The organism is Pseudomonas sp. Irchel 3H3, assembly GCF_900187635.1.
Lineage (GTDB): Bacteria > Pseudomonadota > Gammaproteobacteria > Pseudomonadales > Pseudomonadaceae > Aquipseudomonas.
In genome coordinates this window covers 263,753-284,706 of sequence record NZ_FYEC01000002.1, presented here as the reverse complement: position 1 = coordinate 284,706, position 20,954 = coordinate 263,753, and the positions used below count along the sequence as shown (strand labels likewise).

Genomic DNA, 20,954 nt, shown 5'->3' with positions numbered 1-20,954 from the left:
ATTGCATTGATCTCAGCCCTGCTGCCAGCAGCCCCCTTTGAAACTACCGTGACCGAGTCCTGACGATGAACACTGAATTTCGCAAATCGCTTCCCGGCAGCCATCTGGATTACTTCGACGTTCGCGCGGCGGTCGATGCGATCCAGGCGGGCGCCTATGCCACCCTGCCGTACACCTCTCGCGTGCTGGCGGAAAACCTGGTGCGGCGCTGTGATCCGGCGACCCTGACCGACTCGCTCAAGCAATTGATCGAACGCAAGCGCGACCTCGACTTCCCATGGTTCCCGGCGCGCGTGGTGTGCCACGACATTCTCGGCCAGACCGCCCTGGTGGACCTGGCGGGCCTGCGTGACGCGATTGCCCTGCAAGGTGGCGATCCGGCGCAGGTCAACCCGGTGGTGCCGACCCAGTTGATCGTCGACCACTCCCTGGCCGTCGAGCGCGGTGGTTTTGATCCCGAGGCGTTCGAGAAGAACCGCGCCATCGAGGACCGCCGCAACGAAGACCGTTTCCACTTCATCAACTGGACCAAAAAAGCCTTCAAGAACGTCGACGTGATCCCGCCGGGCAACGGCATCATGCACCAGATCAACCTGGAGAAAATGTCTCCGGTGATCCAGGTGCGTGACGGCGTGGCGTTCCCCGATACCTGCGTCGGCACCGATAGCCACACCCCGCACGTCGATGCCCTGGGCGTGATCGCCATCGGTGTCGGTGGCCTGGAAGCCGAAAGCGTGATGCTCGGCCGTGCCTCCTGGATGCGCCTGCCGGAAAGCGTCGGCGTCGAACTGACTGGCAAGCTGCAACCGGGCATCACCGCCACCGACATGGTGCTGGCGTTGACCGAATACCTGCGCCAGCAAAAAGTCGTCGGTGCCTGGCTGGAATTCTTCGGTGAGGGTGCATCGCGCCTGACCCTGGGCGACCGTGCAACCATTTCCAACATGGCCCCGGAATACGGCGCCACCGCGGCGATGTTCTACATCGACCAGCAGACCATCGATTACCTGAAACTCACCGGCCGCGAAGACGAGCAGGTGCGTTTGGTCGAGCAGTACGCCAAGCAGACCGGCCTGTGGGCCGACAGCCTGGCGGGCGCGCAGTACGAGCGCAGCCTGAGCTTCGATCTGTCTTCGGTGGTGCGCAACATGGCCGGCCCGAGCAACCCGCACGCCCGTGTCGCGACCTCGGACCTGGCGGCCAAGGGTATCTCCGGGCAATGGGATGACGTGCCAGGGCAAATGCCTGACGGCGCGGTGATCATCGCGGCCATCACCAGTTGCACCAACACCAGCAACCCACGCAACGTGATTGCCGCCGGCCTGCTGGCGCGCAACGCCAACAAGCTGGGCCTGACTCGCAAGCCGTGGGTCAAGTCGTCCCTGGCGCCGGGTTCGAAGACCGTGGCCCTGTACCTGGACGAGGCCGGCCTGACCGATGAACTGGAACAACTGGGTTTTGGCGTCGTGGCGTTTGCCTGCACCACGTGCAACGGCATGTCGGGTGCACTGGACCCGGTGATCCAGCAAGAGATCATCGACCGCGACCTGTACGCCACCGCCGTGTTGTCGGGTAACCGCAACTTCGACGGACGGATTCACCCGTACGCCAAGCAAGCATTCCTTGCGTCGCCGCCACTGGTGGTCGCTTACGCCATTGCCGGGACCATCCGTTTCGACATCGAAAAAGACGTGTTGGGCGTGGTCGATGGCCAGGAAATCCGTCTGAAAGACATCTGGCCAAGCGACGAAGAAATCGACGCGGTGGTCAAGGCCTCGGTCAAACCGGAGCAGTTCCGCCAGGTGTACATCCCGATGTTCGCCATCCACGAAGACACCGGCCCGAAAGTCACGCCGCTCTACGACTGGCGCGAGCAGAGCACCTACATCCGCCGTCCGCCGTACTGGGAAGGCGCGTTGGCCGGGGCACGTCCACTCAAGGGCATGCGCCCGCTGGCCGTGCTGCCGGACAACATCACCACCGATCACTTGTCGCCGTCCAACGCGATCATGCTCGACAGCGCCGCCGGCGAATACCTGGCGAAAATGGGCCTGCCGGAGGAAGACTTCAACTCCTACGCCACCCACCGCGGTGACCACCTGACCGCGCAACGCGCGACCTTCGCCAACCCGAAACTGTTCAACGAAATGGTCCAGGAAAACGGCAAGGTCAAGCAGGGTTCGCTGGCGCGGGTCGAGCCGGAAGGCCAGGTCATGCGCATGTGGGAAGCGATCGAAACCTACATGGAGCGCAAGCAGCCGCTGATCATCATCGCCGGTGCCGACTACGGCCAGGGCTCGTCCCGCGACTGGGCGGCCAAGGGCGTGCGCCTGGCGGGTGTGGAGGCTATCGCGGCCGAAGGCTTCGAGCGTATCCACCGCACCAACCTGGTCGGCATGGGCGTGTTGCCCCTGGAGTTCAAGCCGGGCACCGACCGCAAGACCCTGGGTATCGACGGTACCGAAACCTACGACGTGGTGGGCGATCGCACCCCGCGTGCAACCCTGACCCTGGTCATCACTCGCAAGAATGGCGAGCAGGTCGAGGTGCCGGTGACCTGCCGCCTGGACACCGCTGAAGAGGTGTCGATCTACGAGGCGGGCGGCGTGCTGCAGCGCTTTGCCCAGGACTTCCTCGAATCGGCTGTCGCCGTTTAACAGAACGTGCCGCGCGGGGCGTCAGTCCCGCGCCGGCCCATTAAGGACCATCATGGCTCACGCACCTCAGATCAAGATTCCCGCCACCTACATGCGTGGTGGCACCAGCAAAGGCGTGTTCTTCAGTCTTCAAGATTTGCCCGAGTCGGCGCAGGTTCCTGGCCCGGCGCGCGACGCGCTGTTGCTGCGGGTGATTGGCAGCCCGGACCCTTACGAAAAGCAGATCGACGGCATGGGCGCCGCGACCTCGAGCACCAGCAAGACGGTGATCCTGTCCAAGAGCCTCAAGGCCGATCACGATGTGGATTACCTGTTTGGCCAGGTCTCCATCGACAAGCCGTTTGTCGACTGGAGCGGTAACTGCGGCAACCTGTCGGCAGCGGTCGGTTCGTTCGCCGTCAGCAGTGGCCTGGTCGATCCTGCCCGGGTGCCGGACAACGGCGTGGCCGTGGTGCGCATCTGGCAGGCCAACATCGGCAAGACCATCATCGCCCATGTGCCGATTACCCAGGGCGCGGTGCAGGAAACCGGTGATTTCGAACTCGACGGCGTGACCTTCCCGGCCGCTGAAGTGCAGTTGGAATTCATCAGCCCGGCGGCCGAGGAAGAGGGCGCTGGCGGTTCGATGTTCCCCACCGGCAACCTGGTGGATGAACTGCACGTGCCGGGTGTTGGCACCTTGCAGGTGACCATGATCAATGCGGGCATCCCGACGATCTTCGTCAATGCCGAGGATATCGGTTACACCGGCCGCGAATTGCAGGGCGAGATCAACGGCGATCCCAAGGCATTGGCCATGTTCGAGACGATCCGTGCTCACGGCGCCTTGCGCATGGGCTTGATTGCCAACCTCGACGAAGCGGCCAAGCGCCAACACACCCCCAAGGTAGCGTTCGTCGCGCGGCCCAGCGATTACCTGTCCTCCAGCGGCAAACCCGTGGCGGCGGGCGATGTCGACCTGCTAGTGCGGGCGCTGTCCATGGGCAAGCTGCACCACGCAATGATGGGCACCGCAGCAGTGGCCATCGGCACGGCGGCGGCCATCACCGGCACCCTGGTCAACCTGGCGGCCGGCGGCATCGAGCGCAACGCGGTACGTTTCGGCCACCCATCCGGCACCTTGCGGGTCGGCGCTGAAGCCAACCTGGTGGACGGCGAATGGACCGTGACCAAAGCCATCATGAGCCGCAGCGCGCGAGTGCTGATGGAAGGCTGGGTGCGGGTCCCTGGGGATTCGTTCTAGCCTTGAAACATAGCCCTTTGTGGGAGCGAGCGGGCGCTTGCGGCCTGCTCGCGATGGACGTTAACGATGACGCGTATCGTCTGATTAAACGCGTTGTTCTTGAGTTCATCGCGAGCAAGCTCGCTCCTACAGGGGGGAATATCATAAGAATAGGTTGTCCGTGTTAGCCCTGAACCGAGGTCCCATTTACGAACCACTGCCCGAGTGAATCGAACATGAGCGCCAACGTTGACTTAAACAACCGTCCTGACTATGACCAGGTCCTGCAGGACATCGCCGACTACGTCCTGAACTACCGGATCGAGTCCCGGGAGGCCCTGGACACCGCCCGCAACTGCCTGCTCGATACCCTCGGCTGCGGCCTGCTGGCCCTGCGTTTTCCCGAATGCACCAAACACCTTGGGCCGATGGTCGAAGGCACGATCGTGCCCTTTGGCGCCCGGGTGCCAGGCACGAGTTTTCGCCTGGACCCGGTCAAGGCGGCCTGGGACATCGGCTGCATCGTCCGCTGGCTCGACTACAACGACACCTGGCTGGCTGCGGAATGGGGTCATCCCTCGGATAACCTCGGGGCGATCCTGGCGCTGGCCGATCACCTGTCGCAAAAGCGCCTGGCCAATGGCGACTCGCCGCTGACCATGCGCGCGGTGCTCGACGCGATGATCATGGCCCACGAGATTCAAGGGGTGATTGCCCTGGAGAACTCCTTCAACCGGGTCGGCCTGGACCACGTGCTGCTGGTCAAGGTCGCCTCGACCGCCGTCAGCGCCAAACTCCTCGGCGCCAGCCGCGAGCAATTGCTGGCAGCGCTGTCCCACGCCTTTGTCGACGGCCAGGCCTTGCGCACCTACCGGCATGCGCCGAACGCCGGCTCACGCAAATCCTGGGCCGCGGGTGATGCGTCCAGTCGCGGGGTACGCCTGGCAGACATCGCCCTGCGCGGAGAGATGGGCATTCCGGGCGCGCTGACTGCCACGCAATGGGGGTTCTACGACGTACTGTTCAGCCACACCAACAAGGACCTGGCGCTCAAGCCTGCGGATCAGCGCGCCTTCAGTTTTTCCCAGCCTTACGCCAGCTACGTGATGGAAAACGTGCTGTTCAAGATCAGCTTCCCGGCCGAGTTCCATGCGCAGACCGCCTGCGAGGCGGCGGTGACCCTGCATCCGCAGGTGCGTAATCGCCTGCACGAGATCGACCGGATTGTCATCACCACCCATGAGTCGGCGATCCGCATCATCTCCAAGGTCGGGCAACTGGCCAACGCCGCCGACCGTGACCACTGCATCCAGTACATGACCGCCGTACCGCTGGCGTTCGGTAACCTGGTGGCCGAGCAGTACGAAGATCAGTTCCACGCTGCGCACCCGATCATCGATGTCCTGCGCGAGAAGATGGTCATAGTCGAGGATCCACGTTTCACCCGCGAGTACCTGGAGGCCGACAAACGTTCGATCGCCAATGCCCTGCAGGTGTTTTTCAAGGACGGTTCGAGTACCGAACAAGTGCTGGTGGAGTACCCGATCGGCCATCGCCGCCGGCGCGCCGAGGGCATCCCGTTGCTCGAGGACAAGTTCAAGGCCAACCTCGCCACCCGCTTCACTGCCCAGCGCTCGGCGCAGATCTTTGCCCTGTGCAAGGATCAGGCAGCCCTTGAAGCGACTCCGGTGAACCACTTCATGGATCTCTTCGTGATCTGACCGCTAACCCTGTCCCGCTGGATGCCGTGGCTGGCTGTTACCTGGCCAGCCACTTCTCCACGGGCAACTTGGTGATCGCAAACCCCATCAGCAGCACCGCCGAGTAGCCGATCAATTCCCGCGAAATCACCTGTCCTTCGTACCAGGCGCCAATCATCACCGCGAACACCGGGAAAATGATGAACACGAAAGACAGGATGATCGGGCTCAAGCGCTTGAGCAGGATGAAATACACGATGAACCCGCCCACCGACGCCACCAGTCCCAGATAGAGCAGGGCGCCCCACGAACGCGCGCTGATGGCCGCGAATGCCGGGGTCTCGACCGCCAGTCCCGTAACAAACAGCAGCAGTCCGGCGATACCGATTGGCAAGGTGTTGTAGGTGATGACGCTGATGGCGCTCCCGTGTTTCTTGGTCACTACATAACACAGCGCATGCAGGATCGCCGCCGTGAGAATCGCCAGTACGCCGAACAGTTCGGCGTGGTCCAGGTGCAAGCCCTGGCTGCGGATGATCATGAACAGGCTGGCAAAGCCGATGGCGATGCCGAGCACCTGGGAGGCATAGATTTTTTCCCGCAGGAACAGCGCCGAGAACACCAGGATAAACACCGGCATGCAGCTGAACAGGAGTGCCGTGAGCCCTGACGAAACGTGCATCTCGCCATAATTGAGCAAGTAGTACGGCAGGCTGAAATACGTCAGCGTAACGAACAGGAAGAACCAGCGACTGCCCTTGGGGAACAGCAAGGGTTCGCGGCGCCACGCGGCAAAACTCAGGAACAGCGGGAAGGCGATCAGAAAACGCAGGCCGGCAGCGGTCAGCGGCGGCACGCTTTCGACGGCGATCTTGATCCCCAGCCAGGTCGTGCCCCAGCTCAGGCAGACAATCAGAAACAGCACGCTGGTGATCAATCCAGCCAGCCAGCGGCGGGGGTGTCTTTGCGGGGTATCGACGGCGATGGCGGTGGGCATGCTCGGGCACCTTGGTGTGATGGGAATTGACCGGGTCATGGAAAAGGTCTATCCCTGATTGAACCTGTTTTCAGCACGCTATTCGGGGTGGTAATGGCTGTCAAAGTAAGTATTGCCATGGTGTCAATCCTGCGGGATGCCCTCAGCCATGGAACCGGCATGAAGTACCAGCGCCTCAGCGACGGGGTAGAGCAGGGCATGGCTGACGGCGTGCTTGCGCCTGGCTGCAAATTGCCGCCCCATCGCCTGCTGGCGGACAGCCTCGGGGTAACGGTGGGCACGGTCAGTCGCGCCTATGCCGAGCTTGAGCGCCTGGGCAAGGTGGTCGCCCGGGTCGGTGACGGTACTTATGTCCGTGAGCAGGGCATGGAGCGCCCGCGTGACGGTGGGTTCCGCAATGTCAGCGAGCAACCACCGCCGTGCCTGGACATGAGCCGCAACCAGCCGATTCCCGGACGCCAGGCGTTGTGCCTGAGCCAGGGGCTGCAGGCCCTGGCGAGTGATCCCCAGGCCATGCAGCGCATCAGCGGCTACACCGCGGACGCCGGCCTGCCGGAGTATCGGGCGGCGGGCGCGCGGTGGCTCGGGCACGGCGAATTTGTCGCCAGGGCCGAGCAGGTGATTTGCGTCAACGGCGGCCAGCACGGTTTGCTGTGTGCCTTGATGGCGCTGCTCAAGGCCGGCGATACGCTGGTCACCGAGCAGTTGACCTACCCAGGCTTGATCAGCGTGGCGCGCAATCTGGGGATCAAGCTGATTGGCCTGGCCATGGACGCCGAGGGGTTGTTGCCAGCGGCTCTGGACGAGGTCTGTCGCCAACACCGGGTGACGGCGCTGTACTGCACGCCGACCCTGCAAAATCCGACGGCCGCGGTAATGTCCACCGCGCGTCGCGAGGCCCTGGTGGAGGTCTGCCGGGGGCACAATCTGTTGATCATCGAGGATCAGGCCCACGCCGTGCTGGTCCAGGAGCGGCCGTTACCCCTGAGCCATTTTGCTCCGGAGCGTACGGTGCTGATCGCCAGCCTGAGCAAGGCGGTGTCGGCGGGCTTGCGGGTCGGCTATCTGTATGCGCCCCAGGCCTTGCTCAGCCGTTTGTCGGCAGCGGTGCGCGCTTCGTGCTGGATGGCCACGCCCCTGGCCCTGGAGTTGGCCACGCAGTGGATCGAAAGCGGTGTCGCCCGGCAGCTGCTGGAACAGCAAATCATCGAAATCAGCCGGCGCAAAGCGTTGGTCGAGGGCGTGTTGCAGGGCTTGCAGTACCGCACGCACGCACAGAGCCCGCATTTCTGGATCGACGTGCCCGAGCCGTGGCGCGCGTCCCAGGTCGAATCTGAGCTCAAGCGCAGCGGCTACCTGATTGCCACCGCCGAAGCGTTTGCGGTGGGGCATGGGGCCGTGCCGCAGGCGATCCGCGTCAGCGTGTGCAATTCGGTGGGGGATGATCGGTTGTTGCGCGAGGGGGTCGAGGCGGTGGTGTCGGCATTGCGGGAGGTCGGTTAGTCGGTCCGCGCGGGCAAGCCAGGCTCCTGCGAAGAGCCCGGCGCGCCTGCGCTGGCGACTCGGCTGGCTACTTGAAGCGGCGCTCGACGCCTTTTTCCACGAGGATCTTGGCGGAAATCTCTTCCACGGAAAAATGCGTGGAGTTGATGTTCGGGATGTTCTCGCGGCGGAACAGGTTTTCCACTTCACGCACCTCGAACTCGCACTGGGCGTAGCTCGAGTACCGGCTGTTGGGCTTGCGCTCGTTGCGGATGGCGGTGAGGCGGTCCGGGTCGATGGTCAGGCCGAACAGCTTGTGCTGGTGGGCGCGCAGGGCGGCCGGCAGTTGCAGGCGCTCCATGTCGTCCTCGGTCAGCGGGTAGTTGGCTGCGCGGATGCCGAACTGCATGGCCATGTACAGGCAGGTCGGGGTCTTGCCGCACCGCGACACGCCCACCAGGATCAGGTCGGCCTTGTCGTAATAGTGGGTGCGCGCGCCGTCGTCGTTGTCCAGGGCGAAGTTCACCGCCTCGATACGCTCCATGTAATTGGAGTTGTGGCCAATGGAATGCGACTTGCCGACGGAGTAGGACGAGTGCTCGCTCAGCTCCAGCTCCAGCGGGGCGAGGAAGGTCGAAAAAATGTCGATCATGAAACCATTGGACGTGGCGAGAATCTCACGAATGTCCTGGTTGACGATCGTGTCGAAGATGATTGGACGAAAGCCGTCCTTTTCGGCGGCCGTGTTGATTTGTTGTACCATGGCCCGCGCTTTATCGACGCTGTCGATGTACGGCCGGGTGAATTTGCCGAAGGTAATGTTTTCGAACTGCGCCAACAGGCTTTGACCCAGGGTTTCGGCCGTAATGCCCGTGCCATCGGAGATAAAGAAAGCAGATCGTTTCATTTGCGCCTTGGGCCTTAAGCTGGTGACGATTCTTGGATATGATAGGCGCGATTTGGCGGCCCGGATTGGCCGGCATTCTCACTTATTTTCCAGGTCCAGGCCATATAGCTGGCAAATGCTCCCTTGAGCGGCCAGTACCCTGAGCTTTTCCAACACAGTTAGTGGAGAGATCACCTTGGTAGAGTACGTAGTTTCCCTCGATAAGCTCGGCGTCCATGATGTAGAGCATGTGGGGGGCAAGAACGCATCCCTGGGCGAGATGATCAGTAACCTTGCAGGTGCCGGTGTGTCGGTCCCGGGTGGCTTTGCCACGACAGCTCAGGCTTATCGTGATTTTCTCGAATTAAGTGGTTTGAACGACCAGATCCACGCCGCGCTGGATGCGCTGGACGTGGATGACGTGAACGCGCTGGCCCGTACCGGCGCGCAGATTCGTCAATGGATCATGGAAGCCGAGTTCCCGGAGAAGCTCAACGCCGAGATTCGCACCGCGTTCGCCACCCTGTCGGCCGGTAACCCGGACATGGCCGTGGCCGTGCGCTCTTCGGCCACCGCCGAAGACTTGCCGGACGCCTCGTTCGCCGGCCAGCAGGAAACCTTCCTGAACATTCGTGGCGTCGAGAACGTCATTCGTGCGGCCAAGGAAGTGTTCGCTTCCCTGTTCAACGACCGTGCCATTTCCTACCGCGTCCACCAGGGCTTCGACCACAAGCTGGTGGCCCTGTCGGCCGGTGTGCAGCGCATGGTGCGTTCGGAAACCGGCACCGCCGGCGTGATGTTCACCCTCGATACCGAGTCGGGCTTCCGTGACGTGGTGTTCATCACCGGCGCCTACGGCCTGGGCGAAACCGTGGTCCAGGGCGCAGTCAACCCGGATGAATTCTACGTCCACAAGGGCACGCTGGCCGCGGGACGCCCGGCGATCCTGCGCCGCAACCTGGGCAGCAAAGCAATCAAGATGATCTACGGCGACGAGGCCAAGGCCGGTCGTTCGGTCAAGACCGTCGACGTCGACAAGGCCGAGCGCGCGCGTTTCTGCCTGTCCGACGCGGAAGTCAGCGAATTGGCCAAGCAAGCGATGATCATCGAGAAGCACTACAAGTGCCCGATGGACATCGAGTGGGCCAAGGACGGTGACGACGGCAAGCTGTACATCGTGCAGGCCCGTCCGGAAACCGTGAAGAGCCGCACTTCGGCCAACGTCATGGAACGCTATCTGTTGAAAGAAACCGGCACCGTGCTGGTAGAAGGCCGTGCCATCGGCCAGCGCATTGGCGCCGGCAAGGTCCGCATCATCAAGGACGTGTCCGAGATGGACAAGGTCCAGCCGGGCGACGTGCTGGTTTCCGACATGACCGACCCGGATTGGGAACCGGTCATGAAGCGCGCCAGCGCCATCGTCACCAACCGTGGCGGCCGTACCTGTCACGCGGCGATCATTGCCCGTGAGCTGGGGATCCCGGCGGTAGTGGGCTGCGGTAACGCTACCCAGCTGTTGAAAGATGGCCAGGGCGTGACCGTTTCCTGCGCTGAAGGCGACACCGGTTTCATCTTCGAAGGCGAACTGGGCTTCGACGTCAAGAAAAACTCCGTGGACGCCATGCCGGACCTGCCGTTCAAGATCATGATGAACGTCGGCAACCCGGACCGCGCCTTCGACTTCGCGCAGTTGCCGAACGCCGGTGTGGGCCTGGCCCGCCTGGAGTTCATCATCAACCGTATGATCGGCGTGCACCCCAAGGCGCTGTTGAACTACGACGGCCTGCCTGCGGAAATCAAGGAAAGCGTCGACAAGCGTATCGCTGGCTACGACGATCCGGTCGGTTTCTACGTCGAGAAGCTGGTCGAGGGCATCAGCACCCTGGCTGCCGCGTTCTGGCCGAAAAAAGTCATCGTGCGCCTGTCGGACTTCAAGTCCAACGAATACGCCAACCTGATCGGCGGCAAGCTCTACGAGCCGGAAGAAGAGAACCCGATGCTGGGCTTCCGCGGTGCCTCGCGTTACATCAGCGAAGCCTTCCGTGACTGCTTCGAGCTCGAGTGCCGCGCCCTCAAGCGTGTGCGCAACGAGATGGGCCTGACCAACGTCGAAATCATGGTGCCGTTCGTGCGGACCCTGGGCGAAGCCAGCCAGGTCGTCGACCTGTTGGCCGAGAATGGCCTGGCCCGTGGCGACAACGGCCTGCGCGTGATCATGATGTGCGAACTGCCATCGAACGCGATCCTGGCTGAAGAGTTCCTGGAATTCTTCGACGGTTTCTCCATCGGCTCCAACGACCTGACCCAGCTGACCCTGGGCCTGGACCGTGACTCCGGGATCATCGCGCACCTGTTCGATGAGCGTAATCCGGCGGTCAAGAAGCTGCTGGCCAATGCCATTGCCGCCTGCAACAAGGCCGGCAAGTACATCGGCATCTGCGGCCAGGGCCCATCCGATCACCCGGACCTGGCCAAGTGGCTGATGGAGCAGGGCATCGAAAGCGTTTCGTTGAACCCCGATTCCGTACTGGAAACCTGGTTCTTCCTGGCTGAGGGTCAAGCTTCGGCTTGATGGTGTGAACAGGTCGCTCGCTCGCGATGGTCGTCAAGGCGCGTTGCCCTGGCGTCCATCCCTGTAGGAGCGAGCTTGCTCGCGATGGTCGCTAACGATAACGCGCACATGCTGGACAAACGCGTTGTCCCGACGTCCATCGCGAGCAAGCTCGCTCCTACAGGAATAAGAGCGAGCGACCTGTTTTTGAGATTCAAGTAGGGCGGGCTCCTCCGGATGCCGCCCTTTTTTGTGCAAGAGCATTATGCAAAGCAGCAGTAACCTGTTTCCTGTCGCCTTGCTCAGCGCCGAACGTCGCGGCGATCTGAGTGAGGACGTCTATCGCCTGAAACCGGGCAACAGCCCGGACGGCACCGTTGAGCTGGCAGTGACCCGCTTGGGCATGGCCGATGAACCCGCCATGCGCGGGGTTCCGGTGATTTTGCTGCACGGCAGTTTTTCCAACCGGCGTTTCTGGTTTTCCCCCAAGGGCTTGGGTTTGGGGGCGTACCTGGCACGCGCCGGTTTTGATGTGTGGATTGCGGAAATGCGCGGGCACGGCCTGTCGCAGCGCAATCAGCACTACCGCAAGAACCGCGTGGCCGACTATGCCCGCTACGACCTGCCGGCCATCGCCGCGTTCGTCCGCGAACAGAGCGGGCAGGCTCCGCACTGGATCGGCCATTCATTGGGCGGCATCACCCTGGCCGCCGCGCTCGGTGGCCACTACCTGGAAGCGTCCGATGTCGCCAGCGCCGCATTTTTCGGCACGCAAGTGAGTCGCACCTACTGGCCGCTGAAAATTCCCCCGGTGGAATGGAGCGGACGTTTCATCCTCAAGCGTTTTGCCCAACTGTCGGGGTCTCGCCTCAAGCGTGGCCCGGAGGACGAACCGATTGGCCTGGCTCTGGAAAGCATGCGCTGGTTCGGTCTGTTCGGACGTTTTGGCGATGCCGACAAGGACTGGTGGGCGGGCTTGGCCGAAGTGCAGGTGCCGGTCCTGGCCGTCAGCGCCAGCAACGATCACCAGGACCCCGACTGGGCGTGCCGCAAACTGTTCGAGCAAATGGGCTCGACGCACAAGCAATACATTTGCCTGGGCCGCGCCCAGGGCTTTGCCGATGACTTCGGGCATGTGCAAATGCTGGTCAGCAAAGCCGCGCAAGTCGAAGTCTGGCCATTGGTCCAGCGTTGGCTGACAGACCCGCAGGCACCCGTGCAGGCGCAGGCGCTCGCCACGGTCGGCGCAGACTGACGTGAACGCTCTATCAAGGGCGTTTCGTTCCTGTCCGCTTACGGCTAAGATATGACGCATTGAGCTTTTCTGGTCACTTTACGTGGTGATGCTGGTGGCGGTGTTCGCGGAAAAACGGCTTTAAACCGCAACTCTCAGCGCTCGTTTCCTTTAAGGTGACATCCTCGATTGTCTTCCTCTTTACAGGAGTTTCTCGATGAATCATTACCTCACTCCCGACCTGTGCGATGCCTATCCGGAACTGGTACAGGTCCTGGAGCCGATGTTCAGCAATTTTGGCGGCCGTGATTCCTTCGGCGGTGAAATCGTGACCATCAAGTGCTTCGAAGACAACTCGCGGGTCAAGGAGCATGCCGAGCTCCCGGGGAACGGCAAGGTACTGGTAGTCGATGGCGGCGGTTCGCTGCGCTGCGCGCTGCTGGGCGACATGATTGCCGAGAGAGCGGCCAAGAATGGCTGGGAAGGCCTGGTGATCTACGGCTGCATCCGCGATGTCGACGTCATTGCACAGACCGACCTGGGGGTGCAGGCCCTTGCCAGTCATCCGAAGAAGTCCAACCGTCGTGGTCTTGGCGAGATCAATGTACCGGTGACCTTTGCCGGTGTGACGTTCCGTCCGGGCGAATACATTTATGCGGACAACAACGGCGTGATCATCTCGCCGAGTCCGTTGCAAATGCCTGAATAAACGGCGACCAGACAGGGGTGAGGATGTTCGAGGAAGAAAACGCGCAGTGGGGGCTGGTCCATGCCCTGGTGCTGGATGGAAAAGGCGGTGCGCGTTCGATTGCCCGGACTGAACTGGATGACCTGCAACTGCAACCCCACGAAAGCCTCTGGCTGCACTGGGATCGCAGTCACCCGCAAACCCAGACCTGGCTGCGTAAATCCAGTGGCCTGAGTGAATTCAGTTGCGACTTGCTGCTGGAGGAGAACACCCGGCCGCGCTTGCTGGCGCTGCCGGACTCCGAATTGCTGCTGTTTTTGCGCGGGGTCAACCTCAACCCTGGTGCCGAGCCGGAAGACATGGTCTCGGTGCGTATCTTCGCCTCGGCCCAACGGGTCATTTCCCTGCGCTTGCGCCCACTGCGCGCCACCGATGAATTGTTGGTGCAGTTGGCCGAGGGCAAGGGACCGCGGACGGCTTCCGAACTGATCCTGTATATGGCCCAGTACCTCACTCACAAGGTCCAGGACCTGGTGGGCGATCTCTCTGAAGTGGTCGATGTCGAAGAAGAAAAACTGGATGCCGACGAACGGTATACCCCCGAGCACGGCTCCATTTTGCAGATCCGTCGGCGTGCCGCCGGGCTCAAGCGTTTTCTGGCGCCGCAGCGGGATATTTTCGGACAACTGACGCGGATCAAACTGCCCTGGTTTGTCGAGGATGATGGCGATTACTGGAACGAATTGAACAACAGTCTGACGCGTTATCTGGAAGAGCTGGAATTGACCCGCGAGCGGGTGGGGCTGGTGCTGGAGGCCGAAGACCGGCGTCTGAGCGTGAAAATGAGTCGCACCATGTACCGCTTCGGGATCATCACCGGGATCTTTTTGCCGATGAGTTTTCTGACCGGTCTGCTGGGCATCAACGTCGGTGGCATTCCGTTCTCCGAGAGCCCCTATGGCTTCCTGGTTGCCTGCCTGTTGATGGTCTCGGTGGCGTTGGGGCAGTGGTGGTTGTTCCGGCGTTTGCGCTGGGTATGAAGGAGCGTCATGTGACCCGGGGAATTTTGATCGCGTCTTTCACAGATATCACGAGAGGTGCGTATGCACGATCCGTTTGAACAGTCTTTGCGTGACATGCTCCAGGCATCCCCGTCCACCCGCGACGATGATGCGTGCCTGGGTCGTGTACTGAAAACCGCCAACCGCCAGGTGGGTGCCGGTGATCTGTTCAGTCTGCTGGGCCGCTGGGTGCCGGCACTGATGATTGCCCTGAATAACGGATCGGCCCATGTCTCGCCGGTTTCCCGTCGTAAACCTACCGCAAGCACTGCTGATAAGGCTGATTGAATATGGAACTTGATCTCTGGACTCAGAGCCTCGTCACGGCAATGACTGCGTTGTGGACCAAGGTAGCGAACTTCATTCCCAATCTGTTTGGCGCCCTGGTCGTGCTGCTGCTGGGTTTTGTCGTTGCCAAGTTGCTGGACACCTTGCTGTCCAAATTGTTGGCCAAGCTGGGTCTGGATCGCTTGATGGGCGGTACCGGTTTGACCAAGTTGATGTCTCGGGCGGGTCTGCAGGTTCCGATCTCGACCCTGATCGGAAAAATCGTCTACTGGTTCGTTTTACTTATTTTTCTGGTTTCTGCTGCAGAATCCCTTGGCTTGGAGCGAGTTTCGGCTACGCTCGATATGCTTGCGTTGTATTTGCCGAAAGTATTCGGTGCCGCGTTGGTGTTGCTGGTAGGGGTATTGCTGGCGCAACTGGCCAATGGCTTGGTGCGCGGCGCTGCAGAAGGGGTCGGTCTGGACTATGCTGCGGGCCTGGGGCGAATCGCCCAGGGCCTGGTGATCATCATCAGTATTTCGGTGGCGATCAGTCAGCTCGAAGTCAAAACCGACTTGCTGAACCATGTGATCGTGATAGTTTTGATAACCGTTGGTCTGGCAGTCGCCTTGGCCATGGGATTGGGTAGCCGGGAAATCGCCGGCCAGATTCTTGCGGGAATCTATGTGCGTGAGTTGTATCAGGTTGGGCAACAAGTGCGTGTTGGTGAGGTCGAAGGCCAGATCGAAGAGATCGGCACGGTTAAAACTACATTGCTGACCGACGAGGGTGAGCTAGTATCACTCTCCAATCGGATCCTCCTGGAACAGCATGTTAGTAGCCGCTAACCCGGCAAACCCTGCTAATGTATGCCGCCGCGAAATGCCCGATACCCTTGGGCCGCGGCGGACATTGACCTGACTGTCGGCCCGACTTGTTTTGAATAAACCCCAATCGCTATCCACGCGCTACGACCCCCGCGAGCTCTCTGATGAGGAGTTGGTCGCGCGCTCGCACACCGAGCTGTTTCACGTAACGCGCGCTTACGAAGAGCTGATGCGGCGTTACCAGAGAACTTTATTTAACGTCTGTGCACGATATCTTGGGAACGATCGCGACGCGGACGATGTCTGTCAGGAAGTGATGTTGAAGGTGCTGTACGGTCTGAAGAACTTCGAAGGTAAATCCAAGTTCAAGACATGGCTATATAGCATCACGTACAACGAATGCATCACACAGTATCGAAAGGAACGGCGTAAGCGTCGCTTGATGGACGCTTTGAGTCTGGACCCCCTCGAGGAAGCGTCGGAAGAAAAGACGCCGAAACCTGAGGAGAAGGGTGGACTTGATCGCTGGTTGGTGCATGTGAACCCGATTGACCGGGAAATTCTGGTGCTACGATTTGTCGCAGAGCTGGAATTTCAGGAGATCGCAGACATCATGCATATGGGCTTGAGTGCAACAAAAATGCGGTACAAACGCGCTCTAGATAAATTGCGTGAGAAATTTGCAGGCATTGCTGAAACTTAGTTCGGCGCAAATATCTCTTACGTGTAGGCAAGTTCTGATAGACTTGCCGCCGAGTTGTCCCCCGGTTTGCGGGACTGCTTTACAATCACCAGATGGGGATTTAACGGATGAAACTGAAAAACACCTTGGGCTTGGCCATTGGTTCTCTTATTGCCGCTACTTCTTTCGGCGTTCTGGCACAAGGCCAAGGCGCAGTTGAAGGCGAGCTGTTCTACAAGAAGCAGTACAACGATAGCGTCAAGCACATCGAAGACGGCTTCAACCCAGGCGCTCGTATCGGTTACTTCCTGACCGACGACGTTTCGATCGATCTGAACTACGATCAGACTCACCACACCCGTTCGAACGACGGTACTGGCAACCAGAAGATCAAAGGTGACACCGGCTCCCTGCTGGGTACCTACCACTTCGGTCAGGCTGGCGTAGATTCCCTGCGTCCGTACGTTTCCGGTGGTTTCGGTCACCAGAGCCGCACCAGCGTCAAAGCTGACGGTCACAGCGGTCGCGATCAGTCGACTCTGGCTATCGTTGGTACCGGCGTTAAGTACTACTTCACCGACAACCTGTTCGCTCGTGCCGGCGTTGAAGCTGACTACGCAATGGACAACGGTAAGTGGGACTACTCCGCCCTGGTTGGTCTGGGTGTGAACTTCGGCGGCAACGCCGGCGCAGTAGCTCCAGCTCCAGTTCCGGCACCGGCTCCAGAGCCAGAGCCAGAAGCTCCAGTTGCTGAAGTGGTACGCGTTGAGCTGGACGTCAAGTTTGACTTCGACAAATCTGTTGTTAAGCCAAACAGCTACGCTGACGTGCAGAACCTGGCTGACTTCATGAAGCAGTACCCACAGACCACCACCGTGGTTGAAGGTCACACTGACTCCGTAGGTCCAGACGCTTACAACCAGAAGCTGTCCCAGCGTCGTGCTGACGCTGTTAAGCAAGTTCTGGTCAAAGACGGCATCGACGCTGGCCGCGTTAGCTCCGTTGGTTACGGCGAATCCCGCCCAGTTGCTGACAACGCAACTGACGCTGGCCGTGCTGTTAACCGTCGCGTAGAAGCGCAGGTTGAAGCTCAAGCTAAGTAATTAGCTCGCAGCTCGCGAAAAGCCCGGCTTAGGCCGGGCTTTTCTTTGCCTGCGATTTACTGCCAGGGGTTACAACGCTGCGCTGGACGGCCATGGCAACTGTGTCACGGACGCCGGCAGGCTCTGATCCAGGGCTGCAGAGGCGGCCACGGCACCTATCACAAGGATCGCTGGGCTTTTTAACTGGAAGCTGTAGGCATCTTCTTGCATGGCTGTCAGGTTGCTCCGGCATTCGCGTTGGTTCGGCATTGAAGCGTTTTCAATCATTGCCACTGGCGTATCCACCGCCATCCCGCCGTCCAGCAACTGCTGGCGAATTTCCCCGAGTTTTGCCACACCCATGTAGATCACCAGGGTGGTCCCGCCCTGGGCCAGGGCGCGCCAATTGAGCTCGCTGTCGTCCTGGGTATGGGCTGTCACCAGGGTCACCCCCCGCGCAACGCCGCGCAGGGTCAAGGAAATATCGCACTGTGTGGCCCCCGCCAGGCCGGCGGTGATGCCATTGACCAGTTCGACCTCGATCTGCCGTTCGCGCAACCACTGGGCTTCTTCACCACCCCGACCAAAGATGCACGGGTCGCCCCCCTTGAGCCGCACCACGCACTTGCCCTGGCGGGCATAACGCAGCATCAGCCGATGGATAAATGCTTGTGGGGTCGAGCGGCAGCCACCGCGTTTGCCCACGGCAATGACCCGCGCCTGGGGGCAATGTTGCAGCACGGCTGGGTTGACCAGGTCGTCGATCAACACCACTTGTGCTTCGCTCAATGCCCGTACCGCCTTGAGGGTCAGCAATTCAGGGTCACCCGGGCCTGCACCCACCAACCAGACTTTTGCGCTCATGTTGCATTCCTCACGAGGTGATTGCGGCTGGCCGCACTTGGGCGGCCAGCAGACGCTTGATTTCCGGGACACAGGAGCCGCATTGCGTGCCGCAACCCAGTTGTTGTTTCAGGCCTTGCAGGTCCAGGCCACTGCGAATGCCCGCGCACACTGCGCTGTGGCTGACGTTCTTGCAGTTGCACAGGGTTTTCTGCGCGCCAGAGTCGGCACCGGCAGCGCCCGGCGGAGCGCTCAGGGGGGCCAGCAGCCAGGGCCGCAGTTGCGCATCGACGCGACCTTCCAGCCACAGGTTCTGCAACCAGTGCCGGGCCAGCGTTTCCCCGGCCAGGCGGATCGCGGTGATGCGCCCCTGTTCGATACGCACGCGCTTGCCAATGGCGCGACGCGGATCGTCGTAGGCCAATACCGGGCCCTGGTCCAAACCAAGGTGCAGGTCGATCTCCTGCAGCCGTTGCGGGGTCGGCGCCTGGGCGCAGGCGGCGCGTATCAGCAGTGCCGGCCGCTCACGCCCGGCAAGGCTGAGGCTGACGTAGGCAAAGTCCTCGCATAGCGGACGCAGCGCCTCGAAGTGCTGTTGAACATTGCCCTCGACCAGGGCGAAGAACTGCCACGGCAACTCAACGGCTTCAATCCGTACGCCGCTGTGTTTCAGCTCGGGCTGTTTGGACAGCGGGTCGAACGCCGGCTGGGTCAGCACGTTCACGCCGCCCTTGAGGAAGCGGTCGCCCCAGTGCATGGGTAGAAAGGCCTGCCCCGGGCGGACCGAGTCATCACTGGCGAGCTCGACGATCACGCTGCCGCGGCGACTCTTGAGGTTGACCAGGTCGCCGGCATTCAAGTGTTGGCGCTGCAGTTCATCCGGGTGCAGGCTCAGTAGCGCTTCGCTGACATGGCCGAACAGCTGCGCCGCGGTGCCGGTGCGGCTCATGCCGTGCCATTGATCGCGCAGGCGTCCGGTGATCAGGGTCAGGGGAAAGTGCGCGTCGCGTTGTTCCTTGGCCGCGCAAAACGGCTCGGCGATAAACTGCGCCCGCCCGCTAGCCGTGGGAAATATCCCGTTCACGTACAGGCGCGGCGTACCGCGGGTGGCGCCTTGTGGGAAGGGCCATTGCTGCGGACCCAGGCGGTCGAGCAAGGCGTGGCTGATGCCCGACAGGTCCAGGTCGCGTCCGCAGGTCAGCTGTTTGAATTCATCGAACAGTTGCCCAGGGTGATTGAAGGCAAACAGGCTGGCCTGACCCGGACGCAGGTATTTCTCCAGGCGTTGGGCGAAATCCACGGTGATGGCCCAGTCCGGGCGTGCTTCGCCGGGTGGGGCAATGGCCCGGCGAACGTGGGAAATCCGCCGCTCGGAGTTGGTCACCGTGCCTTCCTTTTCCCCCCAACTGGCGGCTGGCAGCAGCAAGTCGGCGAAGGGCGCGGTTTCGGTGGTGCTAAAGGCTTCCTGCAACACTACGAACGGGCACGCCTGCAAGGCCGCGCGCACGTTCTGTTGGTCGGGCAGGGACTGCGCCGGGTTGGTGCAGGCGATCCATAGTGCTTTGATTGTGCCGTTGTTGACCTGCTCGAACAGTTCGATGGCGCTCAGCCCGGGAGTTTCCGGCAGCGTGGGCACGCCCCAATAGGCGGCTACCTCGGCGCGATGCCCGGCATTGCTGGCCTCGCGATGGCCTGGCAACAGATTGGCCAGGCTGCCGGTTTCTCGCCCGCCCATGGCATTCGGCTGACCGGTAAGGGAGAAGGGGCCTGCGCCTGGGCGGCCGATTTGTCCGGTGGCTAGGTGCAGGTTGATCAGTGCGCTGTTCTTCGCGCTGCCGGCAGTGGACTGGTTCAAGCCCATGCACCACAGCGACAGAAAGCTCGGCGAGGTGCCGACCCATTGCGCGCACTGCTGCAACTGCGCGACGCTGATGCCGCACAGTTGCGCCACCATGGGGGGCGTGTAGTCGCGCACCAGGTTCTTCAGTTCGGCCAGGCCCTCGGTGTGGGCCTGGATAAAGTCGCGGTCGATCCAGTCTTCCCACAGCAGCAGGTGCAAGATTCCGTGGAACAGCGCGACATCGGTGCCCGGCAGAATCGCCAGGTGCAGGTCAGCCAGGTCGCAGGTGTCGGTGCGTCGAGGGTCGATGACAATCACCTTCATCTGTGGCCGACGGGCCCTGGCTTGCTCAAGGCGGCGAAACAGTACCGGATGGGCGTAGGCCATGTTACTGCCGACGATCATCACGCAATCACTCAGTTCCAGGTCTTCGTAGCTGCAGGGCGGTGCATCGGCGCCCAGGCTGCGCTTGTAGCCCACCACCGCCGACGACATGCACAGCCGCGAATTGCTGTCGATGTTGTTGGTGCCCACCAACGCCCGCGCCAGCTTGTTGAAGGCGTAGTAGTCCTCGGTCAGCAGTTGCCCGGAGATGTAGAACGCCACGCTGTCCGGGCCGTGCTCGGCGATGGTTTGGGCAAACACGCTGGCGGCGTGGTTCAGGGCGCTGTCCCAGGTGGTGCGGGCGCGGGCCAGGCCCTTGCCCAGCCGTAACTGCGGGTACAGCGCGCGGGCCGCCAGGTCACCGGTCAGGTGCAGGGTCGAGCCCTTGCTGCACAGTTTGCCGTAGTTGGCCGGGTGCGTCGGGTCGCCGCTGACGCCGAGGATCTGCTCGCCGTCATGCTCGATCAGGACGCCGCAGCCCACCCCGCAATAGCAGCAGGTCGAGGCAGTCGTCTGGCGCTTCATCATGACGCTTCCTGCAGTGTCAGGTC

The 20,954-nt window shown here is 61.5% G+C and carries 16 protein-coding genes; 12 read left to right on the top strand and 4 right to left on the bottom strand.

Annotation, left to right across the window (positions count from 1 at the left end; all coding sequences use genetic code 11):
- Positions 1-65: 65 nt before the first annotated feature.
- From acnD to prpD, 3 genes are all read left to right on the top strand, one after another.
- Positions 66-2,657 (top strand): Fe/S-dependent 2-methylisocitrate dehydratase AcnD, encoded by a 2,592-nt coding sequence (gene acnD / locus CKW24_RS04190; protein ID WP_095165500.1) that lies wholly within the window; start codon positions 66-68, stop codon positions 2,655-2,657.
- 52 nt (positions 2,658-2,709) lie between these two features.
- Entirely contained in the window at positions 2,710-3,900 is a 1,191-nt protein-coding gene (prpF, locus tag CKW24_RS04185) for a 2-methylaconitate cis-trans isomerase PrpF (RefSeq protein ID WP_095165498.1), read from the top strand.
- A gap of 215 nt (positions 3,901-4,115) precedes the next feature.
- Positions 4,116-5,600, top strand: coding sequence for a 2-methylcitrate dehydratase (gene prpD, locus CKW24_RS04180; protein ID WP_095165496.1), 1,485 nt, complete (start codon positions 4,116-4,118; stop codon positions 5,598-5,600).
- A gap of 37 nt (positions 5,601-5,637) precedes the next feature.
- Here prpD and CKW24_RS04175 read toward each other — a convergent pair whose 3' ends face one another.
- Positions 5,638-6,525 carry a DMT family transporter gene (locus CKW24_RS04175; RefSeq protein WP_162530231.1) on the bottom strand — a complete coding sequence of 296 codons (888 nt, stop codon included), beginning with the start codon at positions 6,523-6,525 and terminating at the stop codon, positions 5,638-5,640.
- A gap of 144 nt (positions 6,526-6,669) precedes the next feature.
- On the opposite strand from CKW24_RS04175, the gene CKW24_RS04170 reads away from it, so the two are divergent.
- Positions 6,670-8,079, top strand: a complete 1,410-nt coding sequence (locus CKW24_RS04170; RefSeq protein WP_095165492.1) for a PLP-dependent aminotransferase family protein — start codon at positions 6,670-6,672, stop codon at positions 8,077-8,079.
- Positions 8,080-8,146: 67 nt separating this feature from the next.
- On the opposite strand, the gene CKW24_RS04165 is transcribed toward CKW24_RS04170, so the two are convergent.
- Positions 8,147-8,965 carry a pyruvate, water dikinase regulatory protein gene (locus CKW24_RS04165; protein WP_095165490.1) on the bottom strand — a complete coding sequence of 273 codons (819 nt, stop codon included), beginning with the start codon at positions 8,963-8,965 and terminating at the stop codon, positions 8,147-8,149.
- Between the two features lie 175 nt (positions 8,966-9,140).
- On the opposite strand from CKW24_RS04165, the gene ppsA reads away from it, so the two are divergent.
- The 8 genes from ppsA (at position 9,141) to CKW24_RS04125 (ending at position 17,357) form a co-directional block, all read left to right on the top strand.
- A complete protein-coding gene (gene ppsA, locus CKW24_RS04160; RefSeq protein ID WP_095165488.1) occupies positions 9,141-11,516 on the top strand; it encodes a phosphoenolpyruvate synthase in 2,376 nt (791 codons plus the stop codon).
- Positions 11,517-11,760: 244 nt separating this feature from the next.
- Complete coding sequence (locus tag CKW24_RS04155; protein ID WP_095165487.1) at positions 11,761-12,750, top strand: alpha/beta fold hydrolase; 990 nt, start codon at positions 11,761-11,763, stop codon at positions 12,748-12,750.
- Positions 12,751-12,946: 196 nt separating this feature from the next.
- Positions 12,947-13,438: a ribonuclease E activity regulator RraA gene (rraA, locus tag CKW24_RS04150; RefSeq protein WP_095165485.1), complete on the top strand. Its 492-nt coding sequence runs from the start codon at positions 12,947-12,949 to the stop codon at positions 13,436-13,438.
- Positions 13,439-13,461: 23 nt separating this feature from the next.
- On the top strand, positions 13,462-14,457 hold the full coding sequence (locus CKW24_RS04145) for a zinc transporter ZntB (protein ID WP_095165483.1): 996 nt from the start codon (positions 13,462-13,464) through the stop codon (positions 14,455-14,457).
- Positions 14,458-14,520: 63 nt separating this feature from the next.
- Complete coding sequence (locus CKW24_RS04140) at positions 14,521-14,766, top strand: CrfX protein (RefSeq protein WP_095165481.1); 246 nt, start codon at positions 14,521-14,523, stop codon at positions 14,764-14,766.
- 2 nt (positions 14,767-14,768) lie between these two features.
- Positions 14,769-15,593 carry a mechanosensitive ion channel domain-containing protein gene (locus tag CKW24_RS04135; protein WP_095165479.1) on the top strand — a complete coding sequence of 275 codons (825 nt, stop codon included), beginning with the start codon at positions 14,769-14,771 and terminating at the stop codon, positions 15,591-15,593.
- A 91-nt stretch (positions 15,594-15,684) separates the two neighbouring features.
- Complete coding sequence (gene sigX, locus CKW24_RS04130; protein ID WP_095165477.1) at positions 15,685-16,275, top strand: RNA polymerase sigma factor SigX; 591 nt, start codon at positions 15,685-15,687, stop codon at positions 16,273-16,275.
- 107 nt (positions 16,276-16,382) lie between these two features.
- A complete protein-coding gene (locus tag CKW24_RS04125; protein WP_095165475.1) occupies positions 16,383-17,357 on the top strand; it encodes an OmpA family protein in 975 nt (324 codons plus the stop codon).
- Positions 17,358-17,426: 69 nt separating this feature from the next.
- Here CKW24_RS04125 and cobA read toward each other — a convergent pair whose 3' ends face one another.
- Both cobA and CKW24_RS04115 read right to left on the bottom strand, forming a co-directional pair.
- Positions 17,427-18,200 carry a uroporphyrinogen-III C-methyltransferase gene (gene cobA, locus CKW24_RS04120; RefSeq protein WP_095165473.1) on the bottom strand — a complete coding sequence of 258 codons (774 nt, stop codon included), beginning with the start codon at positions 18,198-18,200 and terminating at the stop codon, positions 17,427-17,429.
- A gap of 10 nt (positions 18,201-18,210) precedes the next feature.
- Positions 18,211-20,928 (bottom strand): nitrate reductase, encoded by a 2,718-nt coding sequence (locus tag CKW24_RS04115; protein ID WP_095165472.1) that lies wholly within the window; start codon positions 20,926-20,928, stop codon positions 18,211-18,213.
- Between the last annotated feature and the right edge of the window lie 26 nt (positions 20,929-20,954).

Coding starts and splice junctions, on each gene's coding strand:
- prpD (WP_095165496.1), top strand. CDS start 4,116: ATGAGCGCCAACGTTGACTTAAACAACCGTCCTGACTATGACCAGGTC.
- CKW24_RS04155 (WP_095165487.1), top strand. CDS start 11,761: ATGCAAAGCAGCAGTAACCTGTTTCCTGTCGCCTTGCTCAGCGCCGAA.
- CKW24_RS04140 (WP_095165481.1), top strand. CDS start 14,521: ATGCACGATCCGTTTGAACAGTCTTTGCGTGACATGCTCCAGGCATCC.
- CKW24_RS04170 (WP_095165492.1), top strand. CDS start 6,670: ATGGCTGTCAAAGTAAGTATTGCCATGGTGTCAATCCTGCGGGATGCC.
- CKW24_RS04165 (WP_095165490.1), bottom strand. CDS start 8,965: ATGAAACGATCTGCTTTCTTTATCTCCGATGGCACGGGCATTACGGCC.
- prpF (WP_095165498.1), top strand. CDS start 2,710: ATGGCTCACGCACCTCAGATCAAGATTCCCGCCACCTACATGCGTGGT.
- acnD (WP_095165500.1), top strand. CDS start 66: ATGAACACTGAATTTCGCAAATCGCTTCCCGGCAGCCATCTGGATTAC.
- CKW24_RS04115 (WP_095165472.1), bottom strand. CDS start 20,928: ATGAAGCGCCAGACGACTGCCTCGACCTGCTGCTATTGCGGGGTGGGC.
- CKW24_RS04125 (WP_095165475.1), top strand. CDS start 16,383: ATGAAACTGAAAAACACCTTGGGCTTGGCCATTGGTTCTCTTATTGCC.
- CKW24_RS04145 (WP_095165483.1), top strand. CDS start 13,462: ATGTTCGAGGAAGAAAACGCGCAGTGGGGGCTGGTCCATGCCCTGGTG.
- CKW24_RS04135 (WP_095165479.1), top strand. CDS start 14,769: ATGGAACTTGATCTCTGGACTCAGAGCCTCGTCACGGCAATGACTGCG.
- cobA (WP_095165473.1), bottom strand. CDS start 18,200: ATGAGCGCAAAAGTCTGGTTGGTGGGTGCAGGCCCGGGTGACCCTGAA.
- rraA (WP_095165485.1), top strand. CDS start 12,947: ATGAATCATTACCTCACTCCCGACCTGTGCGATGCCTATCCGGAACTG.